At 64.8% G+C, this 24,087-nt stretch carries 17 protein-coding genes and 1 riboswitch; of the genes, 3 read left to right on the forward strand and 14 right to left on the reverse strand.

All coding sequences use genetic code 11. The features are described from left to right. Positions 1-115: 115 nt before the first annotated feature. The 12 genes from trxA to FJV83_RS12800 all read right to left on the reverse strand — a co-directional run bounded on the left by trxA (position 116) and on the right by FJV83_RS12800 (position 17,700). Positions 116-439: a thioredoxin gene (gene trxA / locus FJV83_RS12740; protein WP_095771535.1), complete on the reverse strand. Its 324-nt coding sequence runs from the start codon at positions 437-439 to the stop codon at positions 116-118. Positions 440-516: 77 nt separating this feature from the next. Next, positions 517-4,029 (reverse strand): double-strand break repair helicase AddA, encoded by a 3,513-nt coding sequence (gene addA / locus FJV83_RS12745; protein WP_142886081.1) that lies wholly within the window; start codon positions 4,027-4,029, stop codon positions 517-519. Further along, a complete protein-coding gene (gene addB, locus FJV83_RS12750; RefSeq protein WP_142886082.1) occupies positions 4,026-7,160 on the reverse strand; it encodes a double-strand break repair protein AddB in 3,135 nt (1,044 codons plus the stop codon). The genes addA and addB overlap by 4 nt, the downstream gene beginning before the upstream one ends. Further along, positions 7,157-7,882: a nucleotidyltransferase family protein gene (locus FJV83_RS12755; RefSeq protein ID WP_281408844.1), complete on the reverse strand. Its 726-nt coding sequence runs from the start codon at positions 7,880-7,882 to the stop codon at positions 7,157-7,159. Before FJV83_RS12755 ends, addB begins: the two co-directional genes overlap by 4 nt. Continuing rightward, on the reverse strand, positions 7,879-9,390 hold the full coding sequence (gene tsaE, locus FJV83_RS12760; RefSeq protein WP_142877091.1) for a tRNA (adenosine(37)-N6)-threonylcarbamoyltransferase complex ATPase subunit type 1 TsaE: 1,512 nt from the start codon (positions 9,388-9,390) through the stop codon (positions 7,879-7,881). Before tsaE ends, FJV83_RS12755 begins: the two co-directional genes overlap by 4 nt. An 8-nt stretch (positions 9,391-9,398) precedes the next feature. Further along, complete coding sequence (locus FJV83_RS12765; protein ID WP_095792078.1) at positions 9,399-11,954, reverse strand: PAS domain-containing sensor histidine kinase; 2,556 nt, start codon at positions 11,952-11,954, stop codon at positions 9,399-9,401. A gap of 198 nt (positions 11,955-12,152) precedes the next feature. Then, on the reverse strand, positions 12,153-13,553 hold the full coding sequence (gene ahcY / locus FJV83_RS12770) for an adenosylhomocysteinase (protein ID WP_010912937.1): 1,401 nt from the start codon (positions 13,551-13,553) through the stop codon (positions 12,153-12,155). A gap of 181 nt (positions 13,554-13,734) precedes the next feature. After that, complete coding sequence (locus tag FJV83_RS12775) at positions 13,735-14,031, reverse strand: HPr family phosphocarrier protein (RefSeq protein WP_095771540.1); 297 nt, start codon at positions 14,029-14,031, stop codon at positions 13,735-13,737. Beyond that, positions 14,028-14,429 (reverse strand): PTS sugar transporter subunit IIA, encoded by a 402-nt coding sequence (locus tag FJV83_RS12780; RefSeq protein ID WP_010912939.1) that lies wholly within the window; start codon positions 14,427-14,429, stop codon positions 14,028-14,030. The genes FJV83_RS12775 and FJV83_RS12780 overlap by 4 nt, the downstream gene beginning before the upstream one ends. Positions 14,430-14,593: 164 nt before the next feature. After that, positions 14,594-15,055, reverse strand: coding sequence for an HPr kinase/phosphorylase (locus FJV83_RS12790; protein ID WP_142886083.1), 462 nt, complete (start codon positions 15,053-15,055; stop codon positions 14,594-14,596). A 20-nt stretch (positions 15,056-15,075) separates the two neighbouring features. Next, the gene (locus tag FJV83_RS12795; protein WP_142886084.1) at positions 15,076-16,860 is read right to left on the reverse strand and encodes a sensor histidine kinase; all 1,785 of its coding nucleotides are present in this window, start codon (positions 16,858-16,860) and stop codon (positions 15,076-15,078) included. Positions 16,861-16,998: 138 nt separating this feature from the next. Further along, positions 16,999-17,700: a response regulator transcription factor gene (locus FJV83_RS12800; RefSeq protein ID WP_010912942.1), complete on the reverse strand. Its 702-nt coding sequence runs from the start codon at positions 17,698-17,700 to the stop codon at positions 16,999-17,001. A 343-nt stretch (positions 17,701-18,043) separates the two neighbouring features. Here FJV83_RS12800 and FJV83_RS12805 point away from each other — a divergent pair, with 343 nt between their 5' ends. The 3 genes from FJV83_RS12805 to FJV83_RS12815 all read left to right on the forward strand — a co-directional run bounded on the left by FJV83_RS12805 (position 18,044) and on the right by FJV83_RS12815 (position 20,893). Beyond that, positions 18,044-19,654 (forward strand): phosphoenolpyruvate carboxykinase, encoded by a 1,611-nt coding sequence (locus FJV83_RS12805; RefSeq protein ID WP_142886085.1) that lies wholly within the window; start codon positions 18,044-18,046, stop codon positions 19,652-19,654. Positions 19,655-19,735: 81 nt separating this feature from the next. Beyond that, positions 19,736-20,173, forward strand: a complete 438-nt coding sequence (arfB, locus tag FJV83_RS12810; protein WP_095771544.1) for an alternative ribosome rescue aminoacyl-tRNA hydrolase ArfB — start codon at positions 19,736-19,738, stop codon at positions 20,171-20,173. 90 nt (positions 20,174-20,263) lie between these two features. Next, positions 20,264-20,893, forward strand: a complete 630-nt coding sequence (locus tag FJV83_RS12815; protein ID WP_095792076.1) for an alpha-ketoglutarate-dependent dioxygenase AlkB — start codon at positions 20,264-20,266, stop codon at positions 20,891-20,893. A 95-nt stretch (positions 20,894-20,988) separates the two neighbouring features. Here FJV83_RS12815 and FJV83_RS12820 read toward each other — a convergent pair whose 3' ends face one another. Further along, positions 20,989-22,086: a hybrid-cluster NAD(P)-dependent oxidoreductase gene (locus tag FJV83_RS12820; RefSeq protein ID WP_142886086.1), complete on the reverse strand. Its 1,098-nt coding sequence runs from the start codon at positions 22,084-22,086 to the stop codon at positions 20,989-20,991. Between the two features lie 20 nt (positions 22,087-22,106). Further along, entirely contained in the window at positions 22,107-23,354 is a 1,248-nt protein-coding gene (locus tag FJV83_RS12825; RefSeq protein ID WP_095792075.1) for an aromatic ring-hydroxylating dioxygenase subunit alpha, read from the reverse strand. 113 nt (positions 23,355-23,467) lie between these two features. After that, a riboswitch (cobalamin riboswitch) is annotated at positions 23,468-23,669 on the reverse strand. Positions 23,670-24,087: the final 418 nt, after the last annotated feature.

Consider the following 24,087-nt stretch of genomic DNA (forward strand, 5'->3'; position numbering starts at 1 on the left):
TGGCCCCTGTGCAATACAGGATCCAGCCCCTAAACTCACCACATCAATGAACCGTCCAACTTTACGGGGTCAGTTCACGATGGCCGGGCTTCTGATATCGGGAAATTCAGTCGGATCAGAGGCTGCCATTGATCCAGTGCGACAGCGCGGTCTTCGGCGCGGCGCCAACCTTCATGTCGGCCACTTCACCGCCCTTGAAGATCATCAGCGTCGGGATCGAGCGCACGCCGAACTGCGCGGCCAACTCGGGATTCTCGTCGATGTTGAGCTTGGCGATCTTGATCTTGCTGCCGAGTTCGAGAGCGATGTCCTCAAGCGACGGCGCGATCTGCTTGCAGGGGCCGCACCATTCCGCCCAGAAATCGACCACCACCGGTACGTTGGCGTTGAGCACGTCAGCCTGAAAATTGTTCTTGTCGACCTTGACGGTTGCACCCATGCGGAAAATTCCTTTCGAGAGTTCTTTGTCGCACCAAATGTGGTGGTTATCTAGCCCTTCTTCAAGCAGGTCTTGTGTCACGCTCCCGTGAGTCGGGCAAGGGCGTCATCCATGGCCCGGGCCGGCAGTTCGATCAGCCTTGGCATTTCTGTAAACAAAAGGGCGGCTTTCACCTCGCGCCCGGGATAAAGCGGCTGCAGCAGGGCGCGATAAAGCGCCAACTGCAAAAGATAGGCCGGAGGAACCTCGGCCAGTGAGGGGGGCGCCGGCCGGTTGGTCTTGTAGTCGACGATCGAAATCGTGTTCGCTGTCACCGCCAGCCGGTCGATCTTGCCGGAAATCGAGCGCGTTTTGCCCCTCACCTCCAGGCTGCCCATGATAGCCACCTCGGCGCGCGAGGAGGGCGCGAACAATTGGCCGAGGCGCGGGTCGTCGAGGATGGCGATGACCGATGCCAGGGCCTTGTCCCGCTCCGACGGCGGCCATGCGGCACCCGTTCGCGCGAGATAACGCTCGGCGGCACCTTGGCGTTCACCCTCGGCAATGCCGGGCAGCATCTGCAGCAGCTTGTGCAAAGCCAGCCCGCGCAGCACGGCAAAGCCCGGTTCGGCGTCGGCGTCCAGCACCGGCGAAGCCTTGTCGATGACCGCTTCCTTGCCTTCATCGATCAGCGCCGAGGCGCCGGATGGCGACAGCGGCCGCGGCAGGTCCTCGAAGGGCGGCAAGGGGCGGAACAGCGTCCCCGGCAGCGGACCGAAAGCATCGGCCCGCCGCGCCTGTTCATCGGCGCTCGCCGCGACGGGCGGCAGCTTGGTGACGTGGAAACGGTGCACCGGCTCGCCGCCGGCGGGATGCGCGCGCTGTTCGCTTTCCGGCGCGCCGGTGAGCGCGCGACTGACGATCGAATGCCAGGTGCCGGTGCTTGGTGCCCGCTTGCCGTGATAGCCGCAGACGATCAGCCGGTCCTCGGCGCGGGTCATGCCGACATAGAGCAGCCGGCGGTATTCGTCGTCGGCGAGTTCGCGGGCGCGGGCGGCTGCCGCCTTCGAGAAGCCGTTGGCGACATCGCTGGCCGAACGCCAGAGATAGCCCTTGCCGTCCCAGAAGGTGCCCGAGCCGTCGAACGGCATCAGCCGCGGCAGATGCTGGTCGCTGAACGGGGCGGAGCCGCCATCGACCAGGAACACCACCGGCGCCTCCAGGCCCTTGGCGGCGTGCACGGTCATGACGCGGACCTCGTCGCGGGTCTGGTCCATCTCGCGCTTGATCTCGGGTCCGGCATTTTCCAGCGTCGACAGGAAGGCCTCCAGCCCGGGCAGGCCGGTCCGTTCCTCGGCAAGGCAGAAGCTCAGGAATTCATCGAGAATATCGCCGGCTTCGGGCCCAAGCCGGGCGATCATTTTTCGGCGCACGCCGTCGCGCGCCAGCAGGCCGGCATAGAACTCGAACACAGGCTTGAAGGCGGCCTCGCCAGCCCAGACGTCGAGTTGCGCGACAATCTTCGCCAGGCGCTCGTTTTTTTCGGCATGCTGGCGCAGCGACGTGGCCAGAGACACGCCCGGCAGCCTCTGCGCGGCGAGTGTGAACAGCGTCTCCTCCGGCAGGTCGAAGATCGGGCTGCGCAGCACGGCCGCGAGCGACAGATCGTCCTGCGGCTGGAGCAGGAGATGGCCGAGCGCGATCAGGTCCTTGACCGCGATGTGGCCCGGCAGGCTCAGCCGGTCGGCACCGGCGACCGGAATGTCGCGGCGTTTCAAGGCGCGGGTCAGCGCGTGAACAAAACTGTCGCGCTTGCGCACCAGCACCAGCACGTCGCCCGGGCGAAGCCGCTTGCCGCGGCCTTCGACGATCTCGCTTCTGCCGATCCAGCCGGCAATGGTCGCCGCGACATTCTCGGCAACGCGCACCGCCGGCGCATGGGCGTGGTCGATGGCTTGCGTCCAGTCGTCGGGTTCGTCGACGACGTCGGCGCCGATCGATGGCCAGACCTCGACATAGCCCGGTGCATCGGTGCGGATGGCCTTGTGGCTCAACGGATCGGGATCATGGCTGATGCCGCGCCGCACGACAGGATCGGCAAAGACGCGGTCGACGGCGGCCAGGACGTCGTCGGTCGAGCGGAACGACCAGGTCAGTTTGAGGTCGGCAAAGGACGCCTCGGCATCGCGCACCCGGCCGGCGAACAGCAGCCGGCTGTCGGCGAAGGAATCCGGCGCGGCTCCCTGGAAGGAATAGATCGACTGCTTCTCGTCGCCGACGGCGAAGACCGTGCGGTGGACCCTGTCGCGCGCGCCGAAGCCGGCGAAAAATTCCTCCGCCAGCCGCTTCACCACCTCCCATTGATCCGGGCTGGTGTCCTGTGCCTCGTCGAGCAGGATGTGGTCGATGCCCTGGTCGAGCTTGTATTGCACCCAAGGGCCGGCATCGGGCCGCGCCAGGAGGTTGACCGTGCGGGTGATCAAATCGTTGAAGTCGAGGAAACCCCGGCTGCGCTTCAGCACGTCGTAGCGGGCGATCAGCCAGTCGGCGATGGTCAGTGCCGCGCGTGTGCCTTCCAACATGCGGAACAGCGCCAGCCGGTCGACGGTTTCGACGATGGTGCTTGCCGCCGAGACATAGCGCTCGGCCAGGTCCGGCAGCCGGTCGCTCAGGGCTTTCTTGAAGGCCTTTGCCGGGTCGTAGGGATCGCCATCGGTCTTGAGGAAGGCTCTGGCCAGCAATTGCAGGCGGCGAACGGGATCGCTCTCGGCGAAAGCCTGGCGCGCATAGGGCAGGATGTTGTTCAGCACCGATCTGGCGTCGGTGGATTCGGCGGCCTGGGCGAAGCCCGCGAAATAGTCGGGCAGGAAGCCGGGCAGCGGCCAGGCCGATGCTGCAATCCCTTCGGTGGTCTGGCCAGGGCGGAAATGGAATTCATCGAACAAAGGCTGGAAGCCGTCACGCCCGACCGCGTCGAGGAACTGCCGCAATCCGTCGCGCTTGCGCACAATCTCGCCGAGCAAGGCATCGAGACCGGCCTCGCCGCCGCGTTCCAGCACGGTGGCGAAGGCGTCGGCCAGGTCCGGGTTGCCGGCAGCCGTGCCGGAGATCATCTCGCGCCGCGCGGCGGCGAAAAGCGATGCCTCCATCTGGCCGTCGAGCATCTCGAAATGGGCCGGAATATTGGCTTCCAGCGGGAACTGGTGGAGCACCGATTCGCAGAAGGCGTGGATGGTCTGGATCTTCAGTCCGCCCGGCGTCTCCAGCGCCTCGGCGAACAGGCGCCGGGCCCGGCGCATGGTGTCGCGGTCGGGCCGCCGCCCTTCAAGCGCCTCGATCTTCGCGGCCAGCTCGGCATCGCCGAGCACCGTCCAGTCCGACAGTGTGGAAAAGACCCGGTTCGACATGTTGGCGGCGGCGGCGCGCGTATAGGTCAGGCACAGGATCTTCGACGGGTCGGTGCCGTTGAGCAGCAGCCGGATGACGCGCTGGGCCAGCACATGGGTCTTGCCGGAGCCGGCATTCGCCGACACCCAGGCCGAATTCTGCGGATCGGCGGCGCTGGCCTGGCTGTTGGCGGTATCGCTCGGGATGGGATAGGCCTTCTTCATGCCTCCCCTCCCTCGTCGCCGGCATCGCCACCGGCCGACCATTCGAGCACACGGGCGAGATGGTCGTAATCGCCATCTGTCTCGCCCTCGCGAAACGGCAGCGCGCGCGACAGATAGCCGGTCTGCGGGTCGGTATAGTGGATCAGCAGCTTTTCCAGCCGCGCCCAAGCCTCTTCGGCAAGATCTGCGGCGGTCCGTGGCTGGCGGTTGTGCTCGAGAATGGACTCCTCGAACACCTCGCCATTCGGCTTCAGCCTGATGAAGGCCAGCTGCGACGGCTCGCGCGCGCCCAGATCCTTGAACGCGCCGCGCCGCAGCAGCGCGCCTTCCAGCGCCAGCTGCGGCGCCAGCAGCGTGTGCGCCTGCGCCTTGGAGGGCGAGGAGCCCGTCTTGTAGTCCAGAATATCGGCCATGCCGCCGGCCAGCAGATCGACGCGGTCGGCATAGCCGGACAGCGTCACGCCGGACTGGCCGACGAGGGTCTTGCCGGCACGCTCCTCGGCATGGCGCCGGACCACCGCATCGGCACGCGTGCGCTCCCATTCGACGATGTTGGCGGCGAGCTTTTCGAAGCGCGGCCACCACACCGCCTCGACATCGGCCGGAAGGGCGGCTTCGGCAAAGCAGGCGCGGCCGGCGGCAATGAGACCGGCCAGCGCGTCGGGTGCGCGCGGATCGGCAACGCGCGACGAGAACAAATGCAGGATGGCGTGGAACAGCGTACCGCGCTCGGCCGCGCCGGGATCACGGATGAGCGCATCGAGCGGCATCAGGCCGAGGATACGTCTGGCATAGACGGCATAGGGATCCCGGCGCAACGTCTCGATCTCGGTGACCGAGAAATGCGTTGGGCGCACCGCCAATGGCGGCTTCGGTTGCGGCCGCGGCGCGAAATCCTGCTTTGGGCCGGTGTCGAGTGCGCGTGCCCAGGCGAGCAGTTCGTCGCCACGCCGGCGCAGGGTTGCCGCCTGGTCGTTGCCGGTGAAGGTAAGTAGCCGCTGCAGCCAGCGCGACGGCACGGCGGGCGCGTCGCCGGAACGCGCCGAGCGGGCCAGAACGACGTGCATCGCGCCCATCGCCATCTGGAAATCATGCGCGGCAAGGCCGATGCGCCGCTCCGGCGGTTCGAGATCGATGCCGGTCTTCATCAGCCGCGACATGAAGCGGTCGCTCTCCGGCTTGCGCGGCCACACGCCTTCGTTGAGCCCGCCAATGACCAGCGTGTCGACATCCTGCAAGCGCGCTTCCAGCGCCCCCCAGATGGCGATGTTCCTGTCGGTGCCTTGCGCCGGCTTGACCGTCTCGGGCGCGATCAGCGCGTTCATCACATCGGGCCACTCGCTGGTAGCGAACGACAGCGATGCCGAAGCGGCGACCAACCCGCGCAGCAGCTCGGCGAGCTTTTCACCGGCATCGCCGGCATAGAGGTCGCCCAGGCCGCCATCGGCGGCGCGCCCGAGGCTTTCCAGGGCCACCACGCTGGCTTTGACCAGCGCGGCAAGATCGGCTTCCGCTTGGTCGCGAAACGCCGAAAGCGGAGCCAGCGCTTCCGTCAGTCGTACGAGGAGGGTTCGAGCATCCTCGATGGAGCGCACGGTGAGACGGGAAAACCAGAGGGGCGGCCGGCTGTCATCGCCGAGGCTCGTCAGTCGGGCCTCGAACAAGTCCGGCAGCGAAACGATGTCGGGGCGACCGGTGCCGCCGCGCAGCGCCACCAGTTCGACCAGTTCCGCCGCGTGGCGCACATCGGCGCGTTCGAGGCCGAGGCCGAGCAGCGGATGCTTGAGCAGCGACAAAAGGCCGACCGGATCGCCCGGCCGGAACACTGCTTCGAGCGCAAGCCGGAGCAGGCTGGCCGCCGGGCTGTTGGCGAGCGGCGTGCCGCCGGAATCGTCGGCGACCACGCCGAAGCGCCTGAGTTCCACCGCGACGCGCCGCGCCAGCGCGCGGTCGCCGGTGACGAGCGCGGCCCGCTGGCCGGGCTGTTCGACGGCCTGCTTCAGCGCGACGGCGATGGCGACGGCTTCGTCGCGCTCGCTGGCAGCTTCCAGCAGCGTCACCTCGGCAAAGGCGCCGGCAATATCGGACGCCGAAAACCCGCTGCGTGTTTCGGCCCACAATTCGGTGGTCTCGGCCGGCCGCAGCGCCTCGCCGACAAGCGCGGCGCGAAGCGCAAGGTGCGGCTCGGCGGTGCCGATTTCCTCGATATCTGAGCGCAGCACGCCGATCTTGCCGATCAGCCTGGCCAGGCCATATTGCGGGTGGCCAAGCACGGCCGGTCGCGCGCCGGGGGCGACAAGCGCCTGGAAGGACGCTTCGTCCAGCGTCCGGTCGAGCCCGGGCAGCACGATGGCGCCGCCGGGCAGGCGGGCAATCGCTGCAAGCAGCTCCGCCGTCGCCGGGATGGAGCCGGTCGACCCCGCGGCGATGACCGGCGCGGCTGGCGGATTGCGCCGCAGCCGCGCCGCCTCGGAGCGGATCAGCGCGCTGCGATGCGCGGCCGGATTGGAGCGGTCGCTTTCCCTGAGGAATTTCGGCCAGGCATCGGTGACGATGCCGAGGAATTCGAGCGTCACCTGCCACCAGCCGGCAAGGTTGCCGGTGACCAGATCTGCGAGCTTGGTCCAGTCGGTGCCTTCCGTCTCGATCTCGTCCATCAGCCCTGCGAGATCGCGCGCCAGCCAGATTGCGTCGGCGGTGGAGGCCGGGATGACGATTTCCTCGGCGAAAAGCTTGGCCACATGCTCCGGCAACCGGCGTTTCCAGGCACGCACCAGCGGCGTGAGCAGCAACAGGCGTTCGGTCGCCGAGATCGGCGGCGCGAGATCGATCGCCGCCGCTGGCTCGGCCTCGAACAGGGCTTCGTCCTCGTCGAATTCGCCGAGCGGGCGGATGATCGGCAGGATCGCCGAACCGCCGCCGCCGCGTGCCCTCAAGCTGTCGACGAAGACACCGCGCAAGGCGCGCGCGGCACGACGCGTCGGCACATAGATGGTGACATCGGCCAGCGCGAGCGGATCGCCGTCGAAACGAAATCCCGGGACCAGGCGACCGGCAAGCAGTGCCTCGGCCAGCGTCGGCAGGAACGGCGCTCCGGGGGGAATAGAGAAAACGCGGCTTGAGCCGCTCATTGCATCTCGGCTAGCGCGCCGGCGACGGCTTCTTCCGCCAGTGGAATGGCATCGGGCGTACCGACGGTAATCCAGTGGCCGTGCATCGGCATGCCGAACAGCCGGCCGGCGGCGATGGCTTTGTCGAAATAGGCGTTGAGCGAATGCGGTTCGGCCGTTGCATCCTTGAACAGGCGTGGATGAACGATCGCGGCACCGGCATAAATCAGGCCGGCCGGATCGCCTTTCGAGCGCCGCAAGGCTCCGTCCGGCGCCACCAGGAAATCGGTGCTGCCACAGTGACCTGTCGCCTGATGGAGATCCGCCAGCATCAGCAGAATATCCATTTTCGCGGCGTCCCACGCAAGGGCAAGCCGGCCGAGATTGAGCGGACCATGGTCGATCCAGAACGTGTCGGCATTGAGGATGTAGAAGGGTTGTTGGCCCAATTCCGGCAGCGCCTTGACGATGCCGCCGGCCGAATCGAGCAACCGGTCGCTCTCATCGGAAATGATGATCTGCGGAGCGCTGCGCGCCGCGACATGGGCGACGATCTGCTCAGGAAGATAGTGGACGTTGACCACCGCCTTGGCGACGCCGGCGGCGGCGAGACTGTCGAGCCCCCAGTCGAGCAAGGTCTTGCCGGCGATCCTGACCAGCGGCTTGGGGATCGTATCGGTGATCGGCCGCATGCGCTTGCCGAGCCCGGCGGCAAGGACGATGGCAGTGTTCGGTCTCGTCACAGCGTTCGTTCCTCGAGCAGCCCGTGCGTATTGTAGAATTCCCGCAGGCTGGCAAGTGCCGGGTGGGACAGCGCCCGGCGCAGATAGTCGCGGATGCGCGGCAGGTGCTTCAAATAATAAGGTTTGCCGTCGCGCTTTTCGAGACGCACGAAAATGCCGAGGATCTTGGAATTGCGCTGCGCGGCCATGATTGCATAGGCTTGCAGGAAGCTTACGTCGTCGAAGGCGCCTGCCGCATGGCGCGCCGCGACATAGGCATCGAGCGTTTTCTTCTCGATCTCAGGTGAGATGGTGACACGGGCGTCCATGGCCAGCGAGGCGACGTCATAGGCTGAAGGCCCGATCAGCGCATCCTGGAAGTCGACGACGCCCAGCCGGTCGTGGCCGGCGCGGTCGTCGCGCCAGATGATGTTGGGCGAATGGAAGTCGCGCAGCATCAGCGCGTATTCGCTGCCTTGCAGCCGGTCGAAAAGCGCGTTCCATTCCCTGGCGTAGCCCGAGCGCAGGTCGTCGCTTGGCGGGCCGCCCGATATCGCCGGCACATACCAGTCGACCAGCAGATCGGCTTCGATCATCATCGCGTCGCGGTCGAAGGGCGGCACCTCATGGAAGCTGCCGGGTCCGGCTTGCAGGCGCTGCGGCCAGCTCCTGCCATGCATCATGGCCAACAGCTCGGCCGCCGCCGCATAGCGCTCGGCCACCGGCTCGCCGTCCTTGCCGAGAAACCCCTCGGAACCGAGATGTTCGAGCAGCAAAAAGCCCTGGTCCTGGTCCTCGGCATGGATTTGCGGAACGCTGACGCCACCGGCCTTCAAGGCGCGGTCGATGGCGACGAAGGCGGTGACCGACTGGGCGGTGTGGGCAATCACGGCATAGGGTTTGCCGTCTCGCACGGGCGGGCCGAGCACCAGCCGCGGCGAGTTCATCAGCACGCGCGGCTCCTGGCCGGCGAGCGTCACGATCTCGTAGGAGCGGGCGGAGGCATCGCCGATGAAATGGCGCCGCCGCGCTTCTCCCCAGCCGGCATTTTCGAGAAAACCGCGCATGGCCAGCGACCGCGCCGCGCGGTCGAAGGCAGCGCCTTGCCCCGACAGCCGCGCCAGCCGGCCCTCGCCATGCTGGACGAGTTCAATCAAGAGCGTCGTCTTCGGCAGATAGTCCTCCGCCCGCTCGGGCCATTCGACCAGGGCAGCCCCTTGCGTCAGCGCCTCGTCGAAGCCGAGTTCGTCGAGCTCGGCTGCCGAGGCCAGGCGGTAAAGGTCGAAATGGTGCACCGGAATGCGCGTGTCGTAGCTCTGCACCAGGGTGAAGGTCGGGCTCGGCACGTCGAGGCTGGCATCATCGGCCAGCGCCCTGATCAGTGCCCGCGCCAATGTCGACTTGCCGGCGCCGAGATCGCCCTTGAGCGCCAGCACGTCGCCGGCGCGCAGGGACAGCGCCAGATCCTCGCCCAGCCGCGCTGTCTGTGTCTCATCCGCGAGCAAACGCTCCAGCACGGGTCCCGTCATCGAGCGCGCTACTCGGCCGCGGCGCGGATGCCCGGCATGTCGGGGAAGGTGCAGATGACGGTCGTGCCCTTGTCCTTGCCGGTTTCGATGCGAACATTGCCGCCATGCAGTTCGACAAAGCTCTTGACGATCGACAGGCCGAGGCCGGCGCCCCGCCGGCGGCCGCCATTGGTGCGCGGTTCGAAGCGGCGGAACACCGAGTCCAGCACGTCGGGCGGCATGCCGGGTCCATCGTCGTGAACGGAAAATTCCACCCCGTCCGCCAGATGGCGGCAGGCAAGCCGGATGGTGCTGGCTTCCGGCGCGTAGTTGGCGGCGTTGCTGAGCAGATTGTAGAGGATCTGGCGGATGCGGGTCTCGTCGCCGTGGAACGTCTTCGGCGCGGCAGCGGCATCGACCTCGAGCCGGATCGAATGCTCCTGCAGCCGGTCGGCGACCAGTTCCGCGGCCGCTGCGATGGTGCGGTCGACATGCACCTCGGAAATGTCGAGCTGCATGATGCCGGCATCGACGGTCGCAAGGTCGAGTATGTCGTTGACAATGGTCAGCAGCACCGAGGAGGACGAGCTGACATGCTCGACATATTCGCGCTGCTTTTGGTTCAGCGGCCCGGTCGTCGGCAATGAAAGCAGTTCGGTGAAGCCGATGATGTTGGTCAGCGGCGAACGCAGTTCGTAGGACACGTGCTGGACGAAGTCGTTCTTGAGCTGGTCCGACTTCTCCAACGCCTCGTTCTTGTCCTTCAGCGCACGTTCGACATGCACGCTGTCGGTGACGTCGACGAAGGTCATCATCACTTGCCCGTTGGGCAGCGGGATCACGGCGTAGCGCAGCACGGTGCCGTTGTTGAGCTCGCTCTGGCCGTGCCGGTCGCGGCGTTCGTCGTCGAAACCGGTGATGGCGGCGACGAAACCCGGCCACGGGCTGTCGACCGCCTGGCGGTCGCAAAGGTCGCGTATGGTAGAGACGTGCACATTGGGCTTGGCGGCTTCGCCGCTCAATCCCCAGAGCGTCGCAAAGGCCGGGTTCGACAGGCGCAGCCGACCATCGGGGCCGAACACCGCCACGCCTTCGGCGAGATTGTCGAGCGTTTCGCCCTGGACGCGCACCGCGGTGCGGTAGCGGCTTTCCAGGTCCATCTTTTCGGTCAGGTTCTCGAACACCCAGGTGACCCCGCCCTTGGGCTGCGGGTTGGCGACGACGCGGATGGTTTTGCCGTCGGGCAGATGCCACCAATGTTCCTGCGATTCGACCGCGCGATAGGCGCCGAGCAGGCCTTCCTTCCAGCGGCGCCATTCGGGCTGCTCGGCAATCTTGCCTTCGCTGCGCAGCCGGTCGAGCAAAAGCGCATTGTCGGGCGCGCTGTGCAGGAAGCCGCTGTCCAGGCCCCACAGTTTCTGGAACGCCTGGTTGAAGAAGCGCAGCTTCTCGTCAGTGTCGAAGATGGCGACGGCGGTGTTGAGCTGGTCGAGCGTGTCGGCGTGGCTGCGCACCGTCCGCTCATATTCGCCGCGAATGGTCTCGATGGCGCTGGTGTCGGCGGCAAGGCCGGCCGAACCGTCGGCGCCGGCGAAGTCGGTCACCGCGAAGACGCGCCGGTCGCCTTCGATCACGGTGGAGAGCGACTGCTCGAAGACCGGATGCGTCTTGTGCTGGGCGTCGATTGCCTCGCGTGCCTGGCCCCCGAGGAATTCCTTGGCGTCACGGACGGCGGCTTCCGCGCTTTCGGCTTCGACCGCGTCGGCATAGGCCCGGTTGACCCATTTCAGGCGTCCATGCTCGTCGCGCAGCCATGCCGGCATCTTCAGCGCTTCGAGCAGGCCGATCATGGTGTCGTGGTCGGCGGCCAGCCGCTGGTTGTCGATCTTCAGCCGGGCCTGGCTGCGCTGGGTCTCGGAAAGCGACACAAACCGCACCAGTATGTGCGCGGCGCTCTTGCGGCCATGCACTTCGAGCGGGGCGCCGGCCTGCGATTCGATGACCAGGTCGAAGGGCCTGGCCTTTTCGCGCAAGCCCGCGATGGCGTGCTCGAGCGCCGCCGCCGAGCGCGGCATCAGCCAGCGGCCAAAGGCGAGGAAAGCCGCCCGCTCCTCCGGCGCGCCGCTTTCGACCGGCAATGTGCCGATGAGTTCGGGTTTCTTGTTCTCCGAGGCCCAGACCACCACGCGCTGGTCGCGCAGATTGAGCAGCGCTTCCGAACGGCGCAGTGCCGCATTGATGTCGGCGACACGGCTTCTCAGTTCGACATTCTCCGCCGAGGTGCGGGCCCGTTCGCGGATGAGAACGATGGCCGACAGGAATGCCGCGCCGGTCACGCCGACGAACACGGCAAGCTGCATGACTTCGACCGTGTTGATCGACAGGCCGGCGGTGGCCACGGCGGCGCTCTCGGCATGCGCCACCGCGCTGGCCAGGGGGCCGGCCAGCGCGGAACTGGTCAGGAACAGCCCGGCGCGGACACGCCATGAAAGGCGCCCGCCCTGAATGGTCGAGCCTGTGGTCCCCGAATCGTCATGGCCGCCGGAAACGGCCGATCCCGCTCCGTGCGGGTTTTGCCCCGGCATGTCTTGGTCCTCTCCGCCGCCTGAATGCAAGACCGCCCTGATACGCGCTTCTCTTGATCCTCTCGGGCCGGAAGCGTCGCGAATCACCCGACAATAAACCCTCGCCGAATCGGCGTGAAGGCTGATCGCGCGCAAAAATAAAGCCGGGCGAAAAGTCAATCGCCCGGCCTCAATATATGGTAGCAAATTTAGCTTTGGTTAATAGCGGTAGTGTTCCGGCTTGAACGGGCCCTGCGGCGTGACGCCGATATAGGCGGCCTGCTCACCCGACAGTTCGGTCAGGCGTGCGCCGAGCTTGTCGAGGTGCAGGCGCGCGACCTTCTCGTCGAGATGCTTGGGCAGGACATAGACCTGGTTCTGGTACTGTTCGCCCTTGGTGAACAGCTCGATCTGGGCCAGCACCTGGTTGGTGAAAGACGCCGACATGACGAAGCTCGGATGGCCGGTGGCGTTGCCGAGATTGAGCAGGCGGCCTTCCGACAGAAGGATCATCCGCTTGCCGTCCGGGAAGGTGATCATGTCGACCTGCGGCTTGACGTTGGTCCATTTCAGGTTGCGCAGCGAGGCGACCTGGATCTCGTTGTCGAAGTGGCCGATATTGCCGACGATCACCATGTCCTTCATCGACCGCATATGGTCGAGGGTGACGACATCCTTGTTGCCGGTGGTGGTGATGACGATGTCGGCGGTCGGAGCCGCGTCTTCCAGCGTCACCACTTCAAAGCCGTCCATCGCCGCCTGCAGCGCGCAGATCGGATCGACCTCGGTGACCTTGACGCGGGCGCCGGCGCCCTTGAGCGAGGCCGACGAGCCCTTGCCGACGTCGCCATAGCCGCAGACGACCGCGACCTTGCCGGCCATCATCGTGTCGGTGCCGCGACGGATGCCGTCGACCAGCGATTCCTTGCAGCCATACTTGTTGTCGAACTTCGACTTGGTGACGGAATCGTTGACGTTGATGGCGGGGAAGGGCAGCAGGCCCTTCTTCTGCAGCTGGTAGAGCCGGTTGACGCCGGTGGTCGTCTCTTCGGTGACGCCGCGGATCGCAGCCTTCTGCTTGGTGAAGAAGCCGGGCGAAGCCTTCAGGCGCTTTTTGACCTGGGCGTAGAAATATTCCTCTTCCTCGCTCTGCGGGTTGGACAGCACGTCCTCGCCGGCCTCGGCGCGGGCGCCGATCAGGATGTACATGGTGGCGTCGCCGCCATCGTCGAGGATCATGTTGGAGAGGCCGCCGTCGGCCCACTGGAAGATCCGGTCGGTGTAGTCCCAGTACTGTTCGAGGCTCTCTCCCTTGACGGCGAAGACCGGAATGCCGGCCTCGGCGATGGCCGCGGCGGCGTGGTCCTGGGTCGAGAAGATGTTGCAGGAGGCCCAGCGGATGTCGGCACCGAGCGCCTTCAGCGTCTCGATCAGCACCGCGGTCTGGATGGTCATGTGCAGCGAGCCGGTGATGCGCGCGCCCTTCAGCGGCTTCTTGGCGCCGAATTCCTCGCGGCAGGCCATCAGGCCCGGCATTTCGGTTTCGGCGATATCGAGTTCCTTGCGGCCCCAGCCGGCAAGCGAGATGTCGGCGACCACATAATCCTTGCTACCCGTCATGGTAGTACTCCCTGCGAATTGTTGTGCTGCGAATTGGTTGCGGGTGCGCCCGCGCCCGGTCGGCGCGTCGAAGGACGCGAATTGCCGGCCTGACTAGCAGATCAGGCTCAAGTCGACAATGGGATATAAAGAAATCTTTATCCCTGCATGTCCTGCGAGCATGCTTGGGCAGCGTCCGGGATCAGCATTCCTCGCCGAAGCGGGAGGCGACAAGCTGTTCAAGCGCGTCCATGACCTCGAGCGCTTCCGGCCCGCTGGCGGTGACGCGGATCGAGTAGCCTGGGCTGGCGGCCAGCATCATCAGGCCCATGATCGACGTGCCGCCGACCTTGACGCCGTCCTTCTCGACATGGACCGCTGCGTCGAAACCGCTGGCGAGCTGGACGAATTTCGCCGAGGCGCGCGCATGCAGGCCGCGTTGGTTGACGATCGGAAACTCCCGGACGATGTGGTCCTTTTCCGGGGATATCGCGTTCATTTGCTGCTCAGAAGCTGGCTGGCGACATTGATGTATTTGCGCCCGGCGGCCTGCGCCTCGTCGAGCGCGGCGGCCATATTGTCGCCCTTGCGGATCGAGGACAGCTTGATCAGCATCGGCAGGTTCATGCCGGCGATCACCTCGGTGCGGCCGGACTCCATCACCGAAATGGCGAGGTTCGACGGCGTGCCGCCGAACATGTCGGTCAGCACGATAACACCAGCCCCGGTATCGACACGGGCCACGGCGTCGACGATGTCGCGGCGACGCTGTTCCATATCGTCGTCGGCACCGATCGCCACGGTTTCGAAATTGTCTTGTGGCCCGACGACATGTTCGACGGCATGTCGGAACTCGGTGGCCAGTTGACCGTGCGTTACAAGCACGAGTCCGATCATTCTTTGGTGGCTCCCGTCATCGCCGCTTCACAGGCGCATTTTATGTTCGCCAGCCATTCCAGGCGGCGGGAGCGCTATCTTGTCGACGCGCGGGCCGTTGACAAGCCCAAAATTGCGCCGGCCCATGCCATTTTGACGCATTGCAGCAAAAAACCCAGGGCGGATCATAGAAAAGGCATGATGGACAGCCGCGCCATCACGGCGGGCAGGGCCGTGGCGGCGTTACGCTCGGCAAGGTCGATACGCGGTACCGGGCAGCCTACGACCGGCTCGCTGATTTCCTCCTGGAAACGGGCCATCTCTGCCTTTGGCACCAGCCTCACATGCAGGTCGATCACTCCGCCCGGTTCGAACGGCAGCGGGCGCGGCATGAACCCAGGGACTTCGGCGAGACCGGCGATAGTCGGCGGCACGCGACAGACCAGCCGCCCGGCGCGGTCCGCGGCAAGCAGCCTGTCGTCGCCGATCAGCCGTGAGAACAGCCCTCGCGCGCGGCAATGGTCCAGGAGTGTCAGCGCCAGCGTCGTCTTGCCGGCGCCGGACGGCCCGGTGATAAGGACGCCGCGGTCGCCGATCAGGATCGCGGTTCCGTGAATGTTTTCAGGCTGCGCGGCGGGTTCGGGCATGGTTATGTTCGAGCTAGAGGTCAGCCTTCGGCCGGCAGCGTCACGACGAAGCGCGCGCCCTTGATCTCGCCGGGCTTGGTGCCGGGAATGTTCTCGGCGGTCAGCGTGCCGCCATGGGCTTCGACGATCTGTCTGGAGATCGACAGGCCAAGGCCCGAATTCTGGCCGAACGCCTCGCCCGCCGGCCGGTCGGTGTAGAAGCGTTCGAAGATGCGGTCGATATTGTCGGCGCGGATGCCGGGGCCGTTGTCGTCTACGGTCAGGATGTTGAACTTGCCGGCGCGCGCCAGCGAAAGGCTGATGTGGCCATGGTCCTCGGGAACGAAGGAGCGCGCATTCTCGATCAGATTGGTGACGACCTGGCCGATGCGCAGGTCGTGGCCGGCGACGAAATAGCCTTTCACGCCCTGCGGTAGCTTGGCGACCTTGAGTTCGATCTCGACCGCTTTCTTGTTGCGCGTGGTCTCGCGCGACACGGCGACGAGGTCGGTGATGAATTTCTTCAGGTCGACCGTTCCCGCATCTTCTCGCGCCAGTTCGGCATCGAGACGGGAAGCGTCGGAAATGTCGGTGATCAGTCGGTCCAGCCGGCGCACGTCATGCTGGATGATGTCCATCAGCCGGCTGCGCGAATTGTCGTTCTTGGCCAGGGGCAAGGTTTCCACGGCGCTGCGCAGCGAGGTCAGCGGGTTCTTCAATTCGTGCGACACATCGGCGGCGAAGCTTTCGATCGCCTCGATGCGAGCATAGAGCGCGTTGGTCATGTCGCGCACGGCGACCGAAAGATTGCCGATCTCGTCCTGCCGGTCGGAAAAGTCGGGGATTTCCTCACGGCTCTTGACGCCGCGCCGGACCCGCACCGCCGCGGCAGACAGCCGGCGCAGCGGATTGGCGATGGTCGAGGCCAAAAGCATCGACAGGATGGCGGTGACCAGTGCCGCGATGCCGAAGACGCGCAGGATCGCCTTGCGCTCTGCCGCGACGATCTTGTCGATGTCGCCGCCTTCAGTCGACAGCATCAAGACGCCGAGGACGGCGCGGAAGCGCTGGATTGGTACCGCCACCGAAACGATCTGCTCGCCCTGCTCGGAGACGCGCACGATGGTCGACGGGCTGCCGGTCAGCGCCTTGACCACTTCCGGGAAGGCGGCGCCATTGCCGCCCGGCTGCTCGCGATAGACCGGCAGGTCGGTGTTGCGGAAGAAGTCGAAGATGAACTTCTGGACGCGTTCGACAAGGTCGGGCTCTTCCTCCTCGACCGGCGGCAGATCGTAGCGCAGGATCTGGCCGCGCGAATAGAGGTGGCGCGAATCGAGCAGCAGATTGGCGTCGCGGTCATAGATGCGGGCCCGCGTGCGGGTCGGCGAGATCAGCCGCCGCAGCACCGGCGCGACACGTTCTGGATTGATCGGGAAATCGAGATTGTCGAGTTGATCCGAGCCCGGCCCCAGGCTTTCGCCGGCCTGCAGCTCAAGCAGCTTTTCCGGGTCGATGCTGATCGAATCGGTTTCGACCGTCGCCGACGCCGCGATCGCGCCGGCGATGATCTCGCCCTGCGTCATCAGGCTTTCGACGCGGGCATCGATCAGCCCGTCGCGGAAGGTGTTGAGGTAGAGGATGCCGGTGACCAGGACAGCCAGGCCGGCAAGGTTGAGAAACAGGATGCGCCGCGTCAGGCTGGAAAAGATGTGGTGGCCGAGAAAGCGGCGCATCGGCACCGTGATCTTCGAGACGAAGGACGGCATGATGCGCGACGGCCGCCTGGCGGCGCCCGTCGGTCTTGTTCGCTGTGCTTCCACTGCCATCGAATAGCAGTTCCCTGCCTAATTAGTGAGTAGCGAGTAGGCAGTAGGGAATAGAGAAGTGGCTGAGATCGCCGCAATGTGGCCGCTCGCACCATTCAAAACGGACTACTGACTATTCCCTACGACCTACTGCCTATTTCACGCTTCGCGGAACCGGTATCCGACTCCGTAAAGGGTTTCGATCATCTCGAAGTCGTCGTCGACAGCCTTGAACTTCTTGCGCAGCCGCTTGATGTGGCTGTCGATGGTACGGTCGTCGACATAGACCTGCTCATCATAGGCCGAATCCATCAGCGCATCACGGCTTTTTACGACACCGGGGCGCTGCGCCAGCGAATGCAGTATCAGGAATTCGGTGACGGTGAGCGTCACCGGTTCGCCCTTCCAGGTGCAGGTGTGGCGCTCCTGGTCCATGACGAGCTGGCCGCGCTCGAGCGAGCGGGCCTGCTGGCTGGGCGCCTTTGCCGCAGCCTCGCGGGCGCTGGCACGGCGCAGCACGGCGCGCACCCGCTCGACCAGCAGGCGCTGCGAGAACGGTTTGCGGATGAAATCGTCGGCGCCCATCTTGAGGCCGAACAATTCATCGATCTCGTCGTCCTTGGAGGTCAGGAAGATCACCGGCAGGTCGGACTTCTGGCGCATCCGGCGCAAGAGCTCCATGCCGTCCATGCGCGGCATCTTGATGTCGAGGATGGCAAGATTTGGCGGACGCGCCGCCAGGCCTTCCAGCGCGGACGCACCATCCGTGTAGGTCTCGACGCGATATCCCTCGGATTCGAGGGCGATCGACACCGACGTCAGAATGTTGCGGTCGTCATCGACAAGCGCGATTGTTGCCATTTCAAGCGGCTCCCTCATGAGCTGTCCCTTCTTTCGTAGAGAAGGGGCTTTTGCAGGACAAATTAGGTACAAAATGTGGCATAGGCCTTGTCCGCTGTCACGCGCGGGGTGCCGCAGGCCACAATCCTACCTCGACATGGATTGGACGAACGAACATCGCCAATCCTTTGGGCAACCGTGAAACTTTTCGCATATATAAACGATTTAAACAACTTTCAAAATTTTTAAATCGATTAATGATTTGATATCATTTGGCTTTTCTGGTTTTGACCATCTCAGCCCGCTCGGTGGGCGTGCCGGAAATGCGCCGGCAAAGATGCGGCAAATCGTAGAAGGGACACCAATGTCGGAAGTCGGCAAACGCAATCCTGCTTGCCCGATCGATCGTATCGGCCTGAAAACCACCGGTATGGTGCGCTATAATTTTGGCGCGGCCGCCCTTTACGAGGCGGCGATCCGGCGCGGCGAGGCCCGGCTGACCGCGCATGGCGCGCTGGTCGCCGAGACCGGACAGCACACAGGCCGTTCGCCAAAGGACAAGTTCGTCGTCCGCGACGCCAACACCGAGGCGCATGTCTGGTGGGACAACAACAAGGCGATCTCGCCGGCCCAGTTCGAAACGCTGTTCGCCGATTTCCTTGCTCACGCCGCGGACAAGGATCTCTATGTTCAGGACCTCGTCGGCGGCGCCGATGCCGAGCTGAAACTGCCGACGCGCGTCATCACCGAGTTTGCCTGGCACTCGCTGTTCATCCGCAATCTTCTCATCCGTCCGGACAAGGCCGAGCTCGAACAGTTCGTGTCGGAGATGACGATCATCGACCTGCCGTCCTTCCGCGCCGACCCCGCCCGCCACGGCAGCCGCGCGGAAACGGTGATTGCCGTCGACCTTACCCGCAAGATCGTGCTGATCGGCGGCACCTCCTATGCCGGCGAGATGAAGAAGTCGGTGTTCACCATGCTCAACTATCTGCTGCCGCAGAAGGGCGTGATGCCGATGCATTGTTCGGCCAATGAGGGGCCGGCCGGCGAAGCGGCCGTCTTCTTCGGGCTTTCCGGCACCGGCAAGACGACACTGTCGGCCGATCCGTCGCGCACGCTGATAGGCGACGACGAGCATGGCTGGGGCCCGCACGGCATCTTCAATTTCGAAGGCGGCTGCTACGCCAAGACGATCAAGCTGTCGGCTGAAGCCGAGCCGGAGATATTCGCCACCACGCAGCGCTTCGGCACGGTGCTGGAAAATGTCGTGCTCGACGCCGACGGCGTGCCGGACTTCAACGATGGCCGCCTTACCGAAAACACACGCTGCGCCTATCCGCTCGACTTCATCCCTAACGCCTCGAAGACCGGGCGCGCCAGTCATCCCAAAAACATCATCATGCTGACCGCCGACGCCTTCGGCGTGATGCCGCCGATCGCGCGGCTGACCCCGGCGCAGGCGATGTATCATTTCCTCTCCGGCTATACGGCCAAGGTGGCCGGAACCGAAAAGGGCGTCACCGAACCCGAAGCGACGTTTTCGACCTGCTTCGGCGCTCCGTTCATGCCGCGCCACCCCTCGGAATACGGCAATCTGCTGCGCGAGCTCATCGCCAGCCACGGCGCCGATTGCTGGCTGGTCAACACCGGCTGGACCGGCGGCGCCTACGGCACCGGCAAGCGCATGCCGATCAAGGCGACACGCGCTCTGCTGGCCGCCGCGCTCGACGGCTCGCTGAAGACAGCCGAATTCCGCACCGATGCCAATTTCGGCTTCGAGGTGCCGGTGGCGGTGCCTGGCGTCGATAGCGCCATTCTCGATCCGCGCTCGACCTGGGCCGACAAGCCCGCCTATGACCGCCAGGCGGCAAGACTGGTCGGCATGTTCGCCGTCAACTTCGAGAAATTCGAGCCGCATGTCGATGCAACCGTCATGGGTGCGGCGCCACGCATGCAGGAAGCGGCGGAGTAATCGTCACGTCGCTCAGCACCATTGAAGGCCCGATTTCGATCGGGCCTTTTCTTTTGTCCGCCGCCGCGCCATGACTGCGGCATGCCGATCGACGACGACATCATCATATCGGGCGAAGCCGTGATCCATCCCGGTGACCTGCACGAGGATTTCATCCGCTCGTCGGGGCCCGGTGGCCAGAACGTCAACAAGGTGGCAACCGCCGTGCAACTGCGCTTCGACGCGGCCGGCGCGGCCGGCCTGTCGGAACGCGTGCGTGCCCGCACGATCAAGCTTGCCGGCCAGCGCGCCACCAAGGACGGCGTCATCGTCATCGAGGCCGGGCGCTTCCGCACCCAGGAGCAGAACCGGGCGGACGCCCGGGCGAGGCTCACGGCGCTTGTCGCCAAGGCAGCCGAACCGCCGCCGCCACCCCGCAAGAAGACGCGCCCTTCGAAAGGCGCGGTGGAGCGGCGGCTGAAGAGCAAGGCTGGACGCGGCACGATCAAGAAGCTGCGCGGCCGCGTCGGCGACGACTGATCCGTCTGCCAGAACGTTTTCGGGTCGTTGTCAGCGCCTCCGTGTGGCATTCTTCAAGGTCAAAGCAGCAACCGGATTATCACCGACCTCATGCTCGTTTTGCCCAAAGGCGTCCGTCACATGCCGGCCCATCTCTCCCGCGCTGTTCAGGAGGCGCTGGTCGAAGAGGTGAGAGGCATCGTCCAGCAGGCCCCGCTGTTCGTCCCTGCCATGCCGCGCACCGGCAAGGAGATGAGCGTGCGCATGACCAATTGCGGCCTGCTCGGCTGGGTCACCGACAAGGAGCGCGGCTATCGCTACCAGCCGACGCATCCGCTGACAGGAGAGCCATGGCCGCCGATCCCGGAGGGCCTGCTCGATCTTTGGCGGCAGGTGTCGAGCTATCCGAATCCGCCGGAGGCCTGTCTTATCAATTTCTACACGGCCGACGCGAAGATGGGCCTGCACCAGGACCGCGACGAGGCCGATTTCTCGGCGCCTGTCGTCTCTGTCTCGCTGGGCGACGATTGCCTGTTCAGGGTCGGCCAGACGACGCGCGACGGCGCCACCAAATCGTTCAGGCTGAAGAGCGGCGACGTCGTCGTGCTCGGCGGCGAGGGCCGTCTCGCCTTCCACGGCGTCGACCGCATCTATCCCTCGACCTCGGCGCTGCTCAAGAACGGCGGCAGGATCAATCTGACGCTGCGGCGGGTGACGAAGCCGAACGAGAACGCCTTATAAGCCGATCCTGACGCGCGCCCTACCGAGGTCGCCAGGGTCTTGGAAACAGCTGCAACTGCTTGGCAAGGCTGCCGTGGCGGGGCCGCCCGACGTTGTCACGCCTCGATTTCGAGAGCCGAAAGCGGCTTCGAGCAGCAGGCGAGGATGAAGCCGTCATCGATCTCGTGATCGAGGATGCCGCCATTGTGGCTCATCTCGACGGCGCCCGAGACTTTCTTCACCTTGCAGGTTCCGCACAGGCCGAATTCGCAGGCCGCGGGGATCCGCACGCCCGACGAACGCGCCGTCTGCAGCACGGTCTGGCCGGCGATGCACTCGGCATCGACGTCCGAAAGCGCGAAGCGGATCGGTGTTGCCTCGATGGGAACGGCAACGCCGTCTTCCGCGGGCGACGCGAACGGCGCCGGGACTTCCTCCACCGCGGGGGCTGCAAAGCTCTCCTGGTGGTATTTCGTCATGTCGAAGCCAGCGGCTTCAAGCATGCCGCGCACGGCGCGCATGAAAGGATCCGGACCGCAGCAGAAGATCTCGCGTTCGCGGAAATCGGGCGCCAGCAGCGGCAGCCGGATCGCGTCGATGCGGCCCATATGGCCATACCAGCCCTCGCGGCTCGACCGCTCCTCGATCATGAAGCCGAGCGACAGGCCCGGCATATGGCCGCCGAGCAGTTCGAGTTCCTTGCGGAAGATGATCTCTTCGGCGCGCCGCGCGCAGTTGACGAAGCCGACATCGGTCCATGGCGCGCAATCGTTCAGCCAACGCAGCATCGACATCATCGGCGTCACGCCGGAACCGGCCGAGATGAACAGATATTTGGCCGCCGGGTGGCTGTGCAGCGAAAAGTCGCCGCTCGGCCCATAAGCCTTGACGTGCGAACCGGGCACCAGGTGATCGAACATCCAGCGTGTGCCGATGCTGCCGGCCTGCGCCTTCACCGTCACCGCGATCGAGAACGGCCGTGACGGCGACGACGACAGCGTATAGGTGCGCATCAGCGGTCCGTCCGACGTCGGCAGTTCCAGCGTCACGAACTGGCCCGGCTTGTAGCGGAACCAGGTCTGGTTGTCGGAGCGGAAGGTGAAGGTCTTGACGTCAGGCGCCTCGTCGCTGACGCCGATCACTTCCAGCACCTGCAGCCTGTCGTTCCAGGGCGCCATCTGATCGAGATGGCGATAGAGGCCAAGATCCGTCATCGCGTTCATCCCCAAACCTCTCAGGCGACACTGCGCAGGGCCGGCCGGCCGTCTTCGGCAAGCCGTGGGCCGATGAAGGACGCGTACCATTCGACAAACTGGATCACGCCGCCCTCGTGCAGCTCCGAATAGGGGCCGGGCTCATAGGCCGGCGACAGAATGCCGAAGGCGTTTTCCTCGACGATGCGGCGATCCTGGTCGTTGGTCTCGGTCCAGACATGGGTGAGTTCGGCAAGATCGTAGTCGACGCCCTCGACTGCGTCCTTGTGCACCAGCCATTTGGTCGTCACCGCGGTTTCCGTGGCGCTGATCGGCAGCACGCGGAAGGTGACGGCATGGTCGCCGAGGATGTGGTTCCACGTCGTCGGATAGTGATAGAGCAGCAAGGAGCCGATGCGGTCGGCCGAGACGCTGTCGGACAGGTTCTTCTTCACCGCCCGCTTGCCCGTCATCGTGTAGCTGACCGCATCGCGCAGCAGCGGCGCGCGGGTGGCGCGGTATTGCCCGGCCGGATCGATGCGGAACTTGCTCGGCAGCCCGGCCGCCTCGCATTTGGCCCAGTGTGCCAGCATTTCCGGATCGCTGTCGGCGCCTTGCACGCCGGTCACCGTCGGGGCTTCCGGGAAGGTCTTGCACAGTTCCGGGTGATTGCCGGCGCAATGATAGCACTCGCGGTTGTTTTCCCAGACGAGCTTCCAGTTGCCCTTCTCGACGATCGTGCTCTCGAAGGCGATCTTTGCTTCGCTGAGCCGGTGCGGCTTGAGATAGGGTTCGATCATCGCCCGCATCGGCGCGAAGTCGGCGGGTTCCTTGGCCAGGCAGATGAAGATATAGCCGGCCACGCTTTCGCAGGCGACCGGCTTCAGGCCGAACTGGCTTTTGTCGAAGCCGTCTGCCATCTGGCGGGCAAACAGCAGCCTTCCGTCCAACTCATAGGTCCATTGGTGATAGGGGCAGACCAGCTTGGCGGCCATGCCCTTGTCGGTGTTGCAGACGCGGCTGCCGCGGTGGCGGCAGGAATTGTGGAAGGCGTTGATCTTGCCCTGCTGATCGCGCACCAGCACGACAGGGTAGTCGCCGATCTGTACGGTGATGAAGCTGCCGGGCTTGGGCAGTTCGCAATCATGGCCGACGAACAGCCAGTCGCGATACCAGATCAGCTCCATGTCGAGCTTGAAGAAATCGGGATCGGTATAGAAGGGTTGCTCGAGCGAGAAGCCCTCTCTGCGGCCATTCAACAGCCTCAGCATATCGTTGCGCGCATCCATGTCCTGTCCTCATACTTCAAGGACTGAACTGGTGGTGATTGAGGAAGGATGAGACGCAGCTCGGCGAAAGCCGGGCACGCGCGATCCGCCTCTTGACCGCCCACCGCGATCAGTCGAGTTCAAAAATCTCGGGCTGGTTTCCGGGCTCTGGAGTGTCCTTGCGGACGGTCGCGACACCTTCCCAGGCTTTTGCCCAGTGGTCTCCCGTTGCGACTTGAACTCCACCACCGTTGCGGGGGCAGCGCCGGATTTTGACCGGCTTCCCAATTCTCCGCCCCGTCGTCACGAAGCGGCACCTGAGATGACATGATCTAATCACGACAGCGTTTGCGACATCGGCATGAAAGCGACATCGTATCCATGCGGCGCGACACGCATGCGCAACGATCAGGTCACGGGCAGCGGTCACGAAAATCGCCTCCGCCGATAGCTGTGCCGGCTGTCAAAATCGACCCGGAACTGGGGCAAAAGAGGTTAACGGTTTCGAAAAGTGACTATTAGCAGACTCTAAAATCGAACCGAACGGTTCGTTTCTGTTGACGGTGCGTGCAGGACGGTGTGAACGATGGACCTCCGATACAGTCTGTGACCTTGCGGCTGGCGTTTACTAAGTGGTTGATATCAAAAAGAAAAATGCATGGCTCGGAAGCCCTGGCACAATTTCAAGTGGTGGATTCTTGGTCCACACGGAACAACTTCGTGATTGGAAACGGCGAACTGGCTTTCCCACATC

Source organism: Mesorhizobium sp. WSM4307 (assembly GCF_007003945.1).
In the GTDB taxonomy this organism is placed as follows: Bacteria; Pseudomonadota; Alphaproteobacteria; order Rhizobiales; family Rhizobiaceae; genus Mesorhizobium.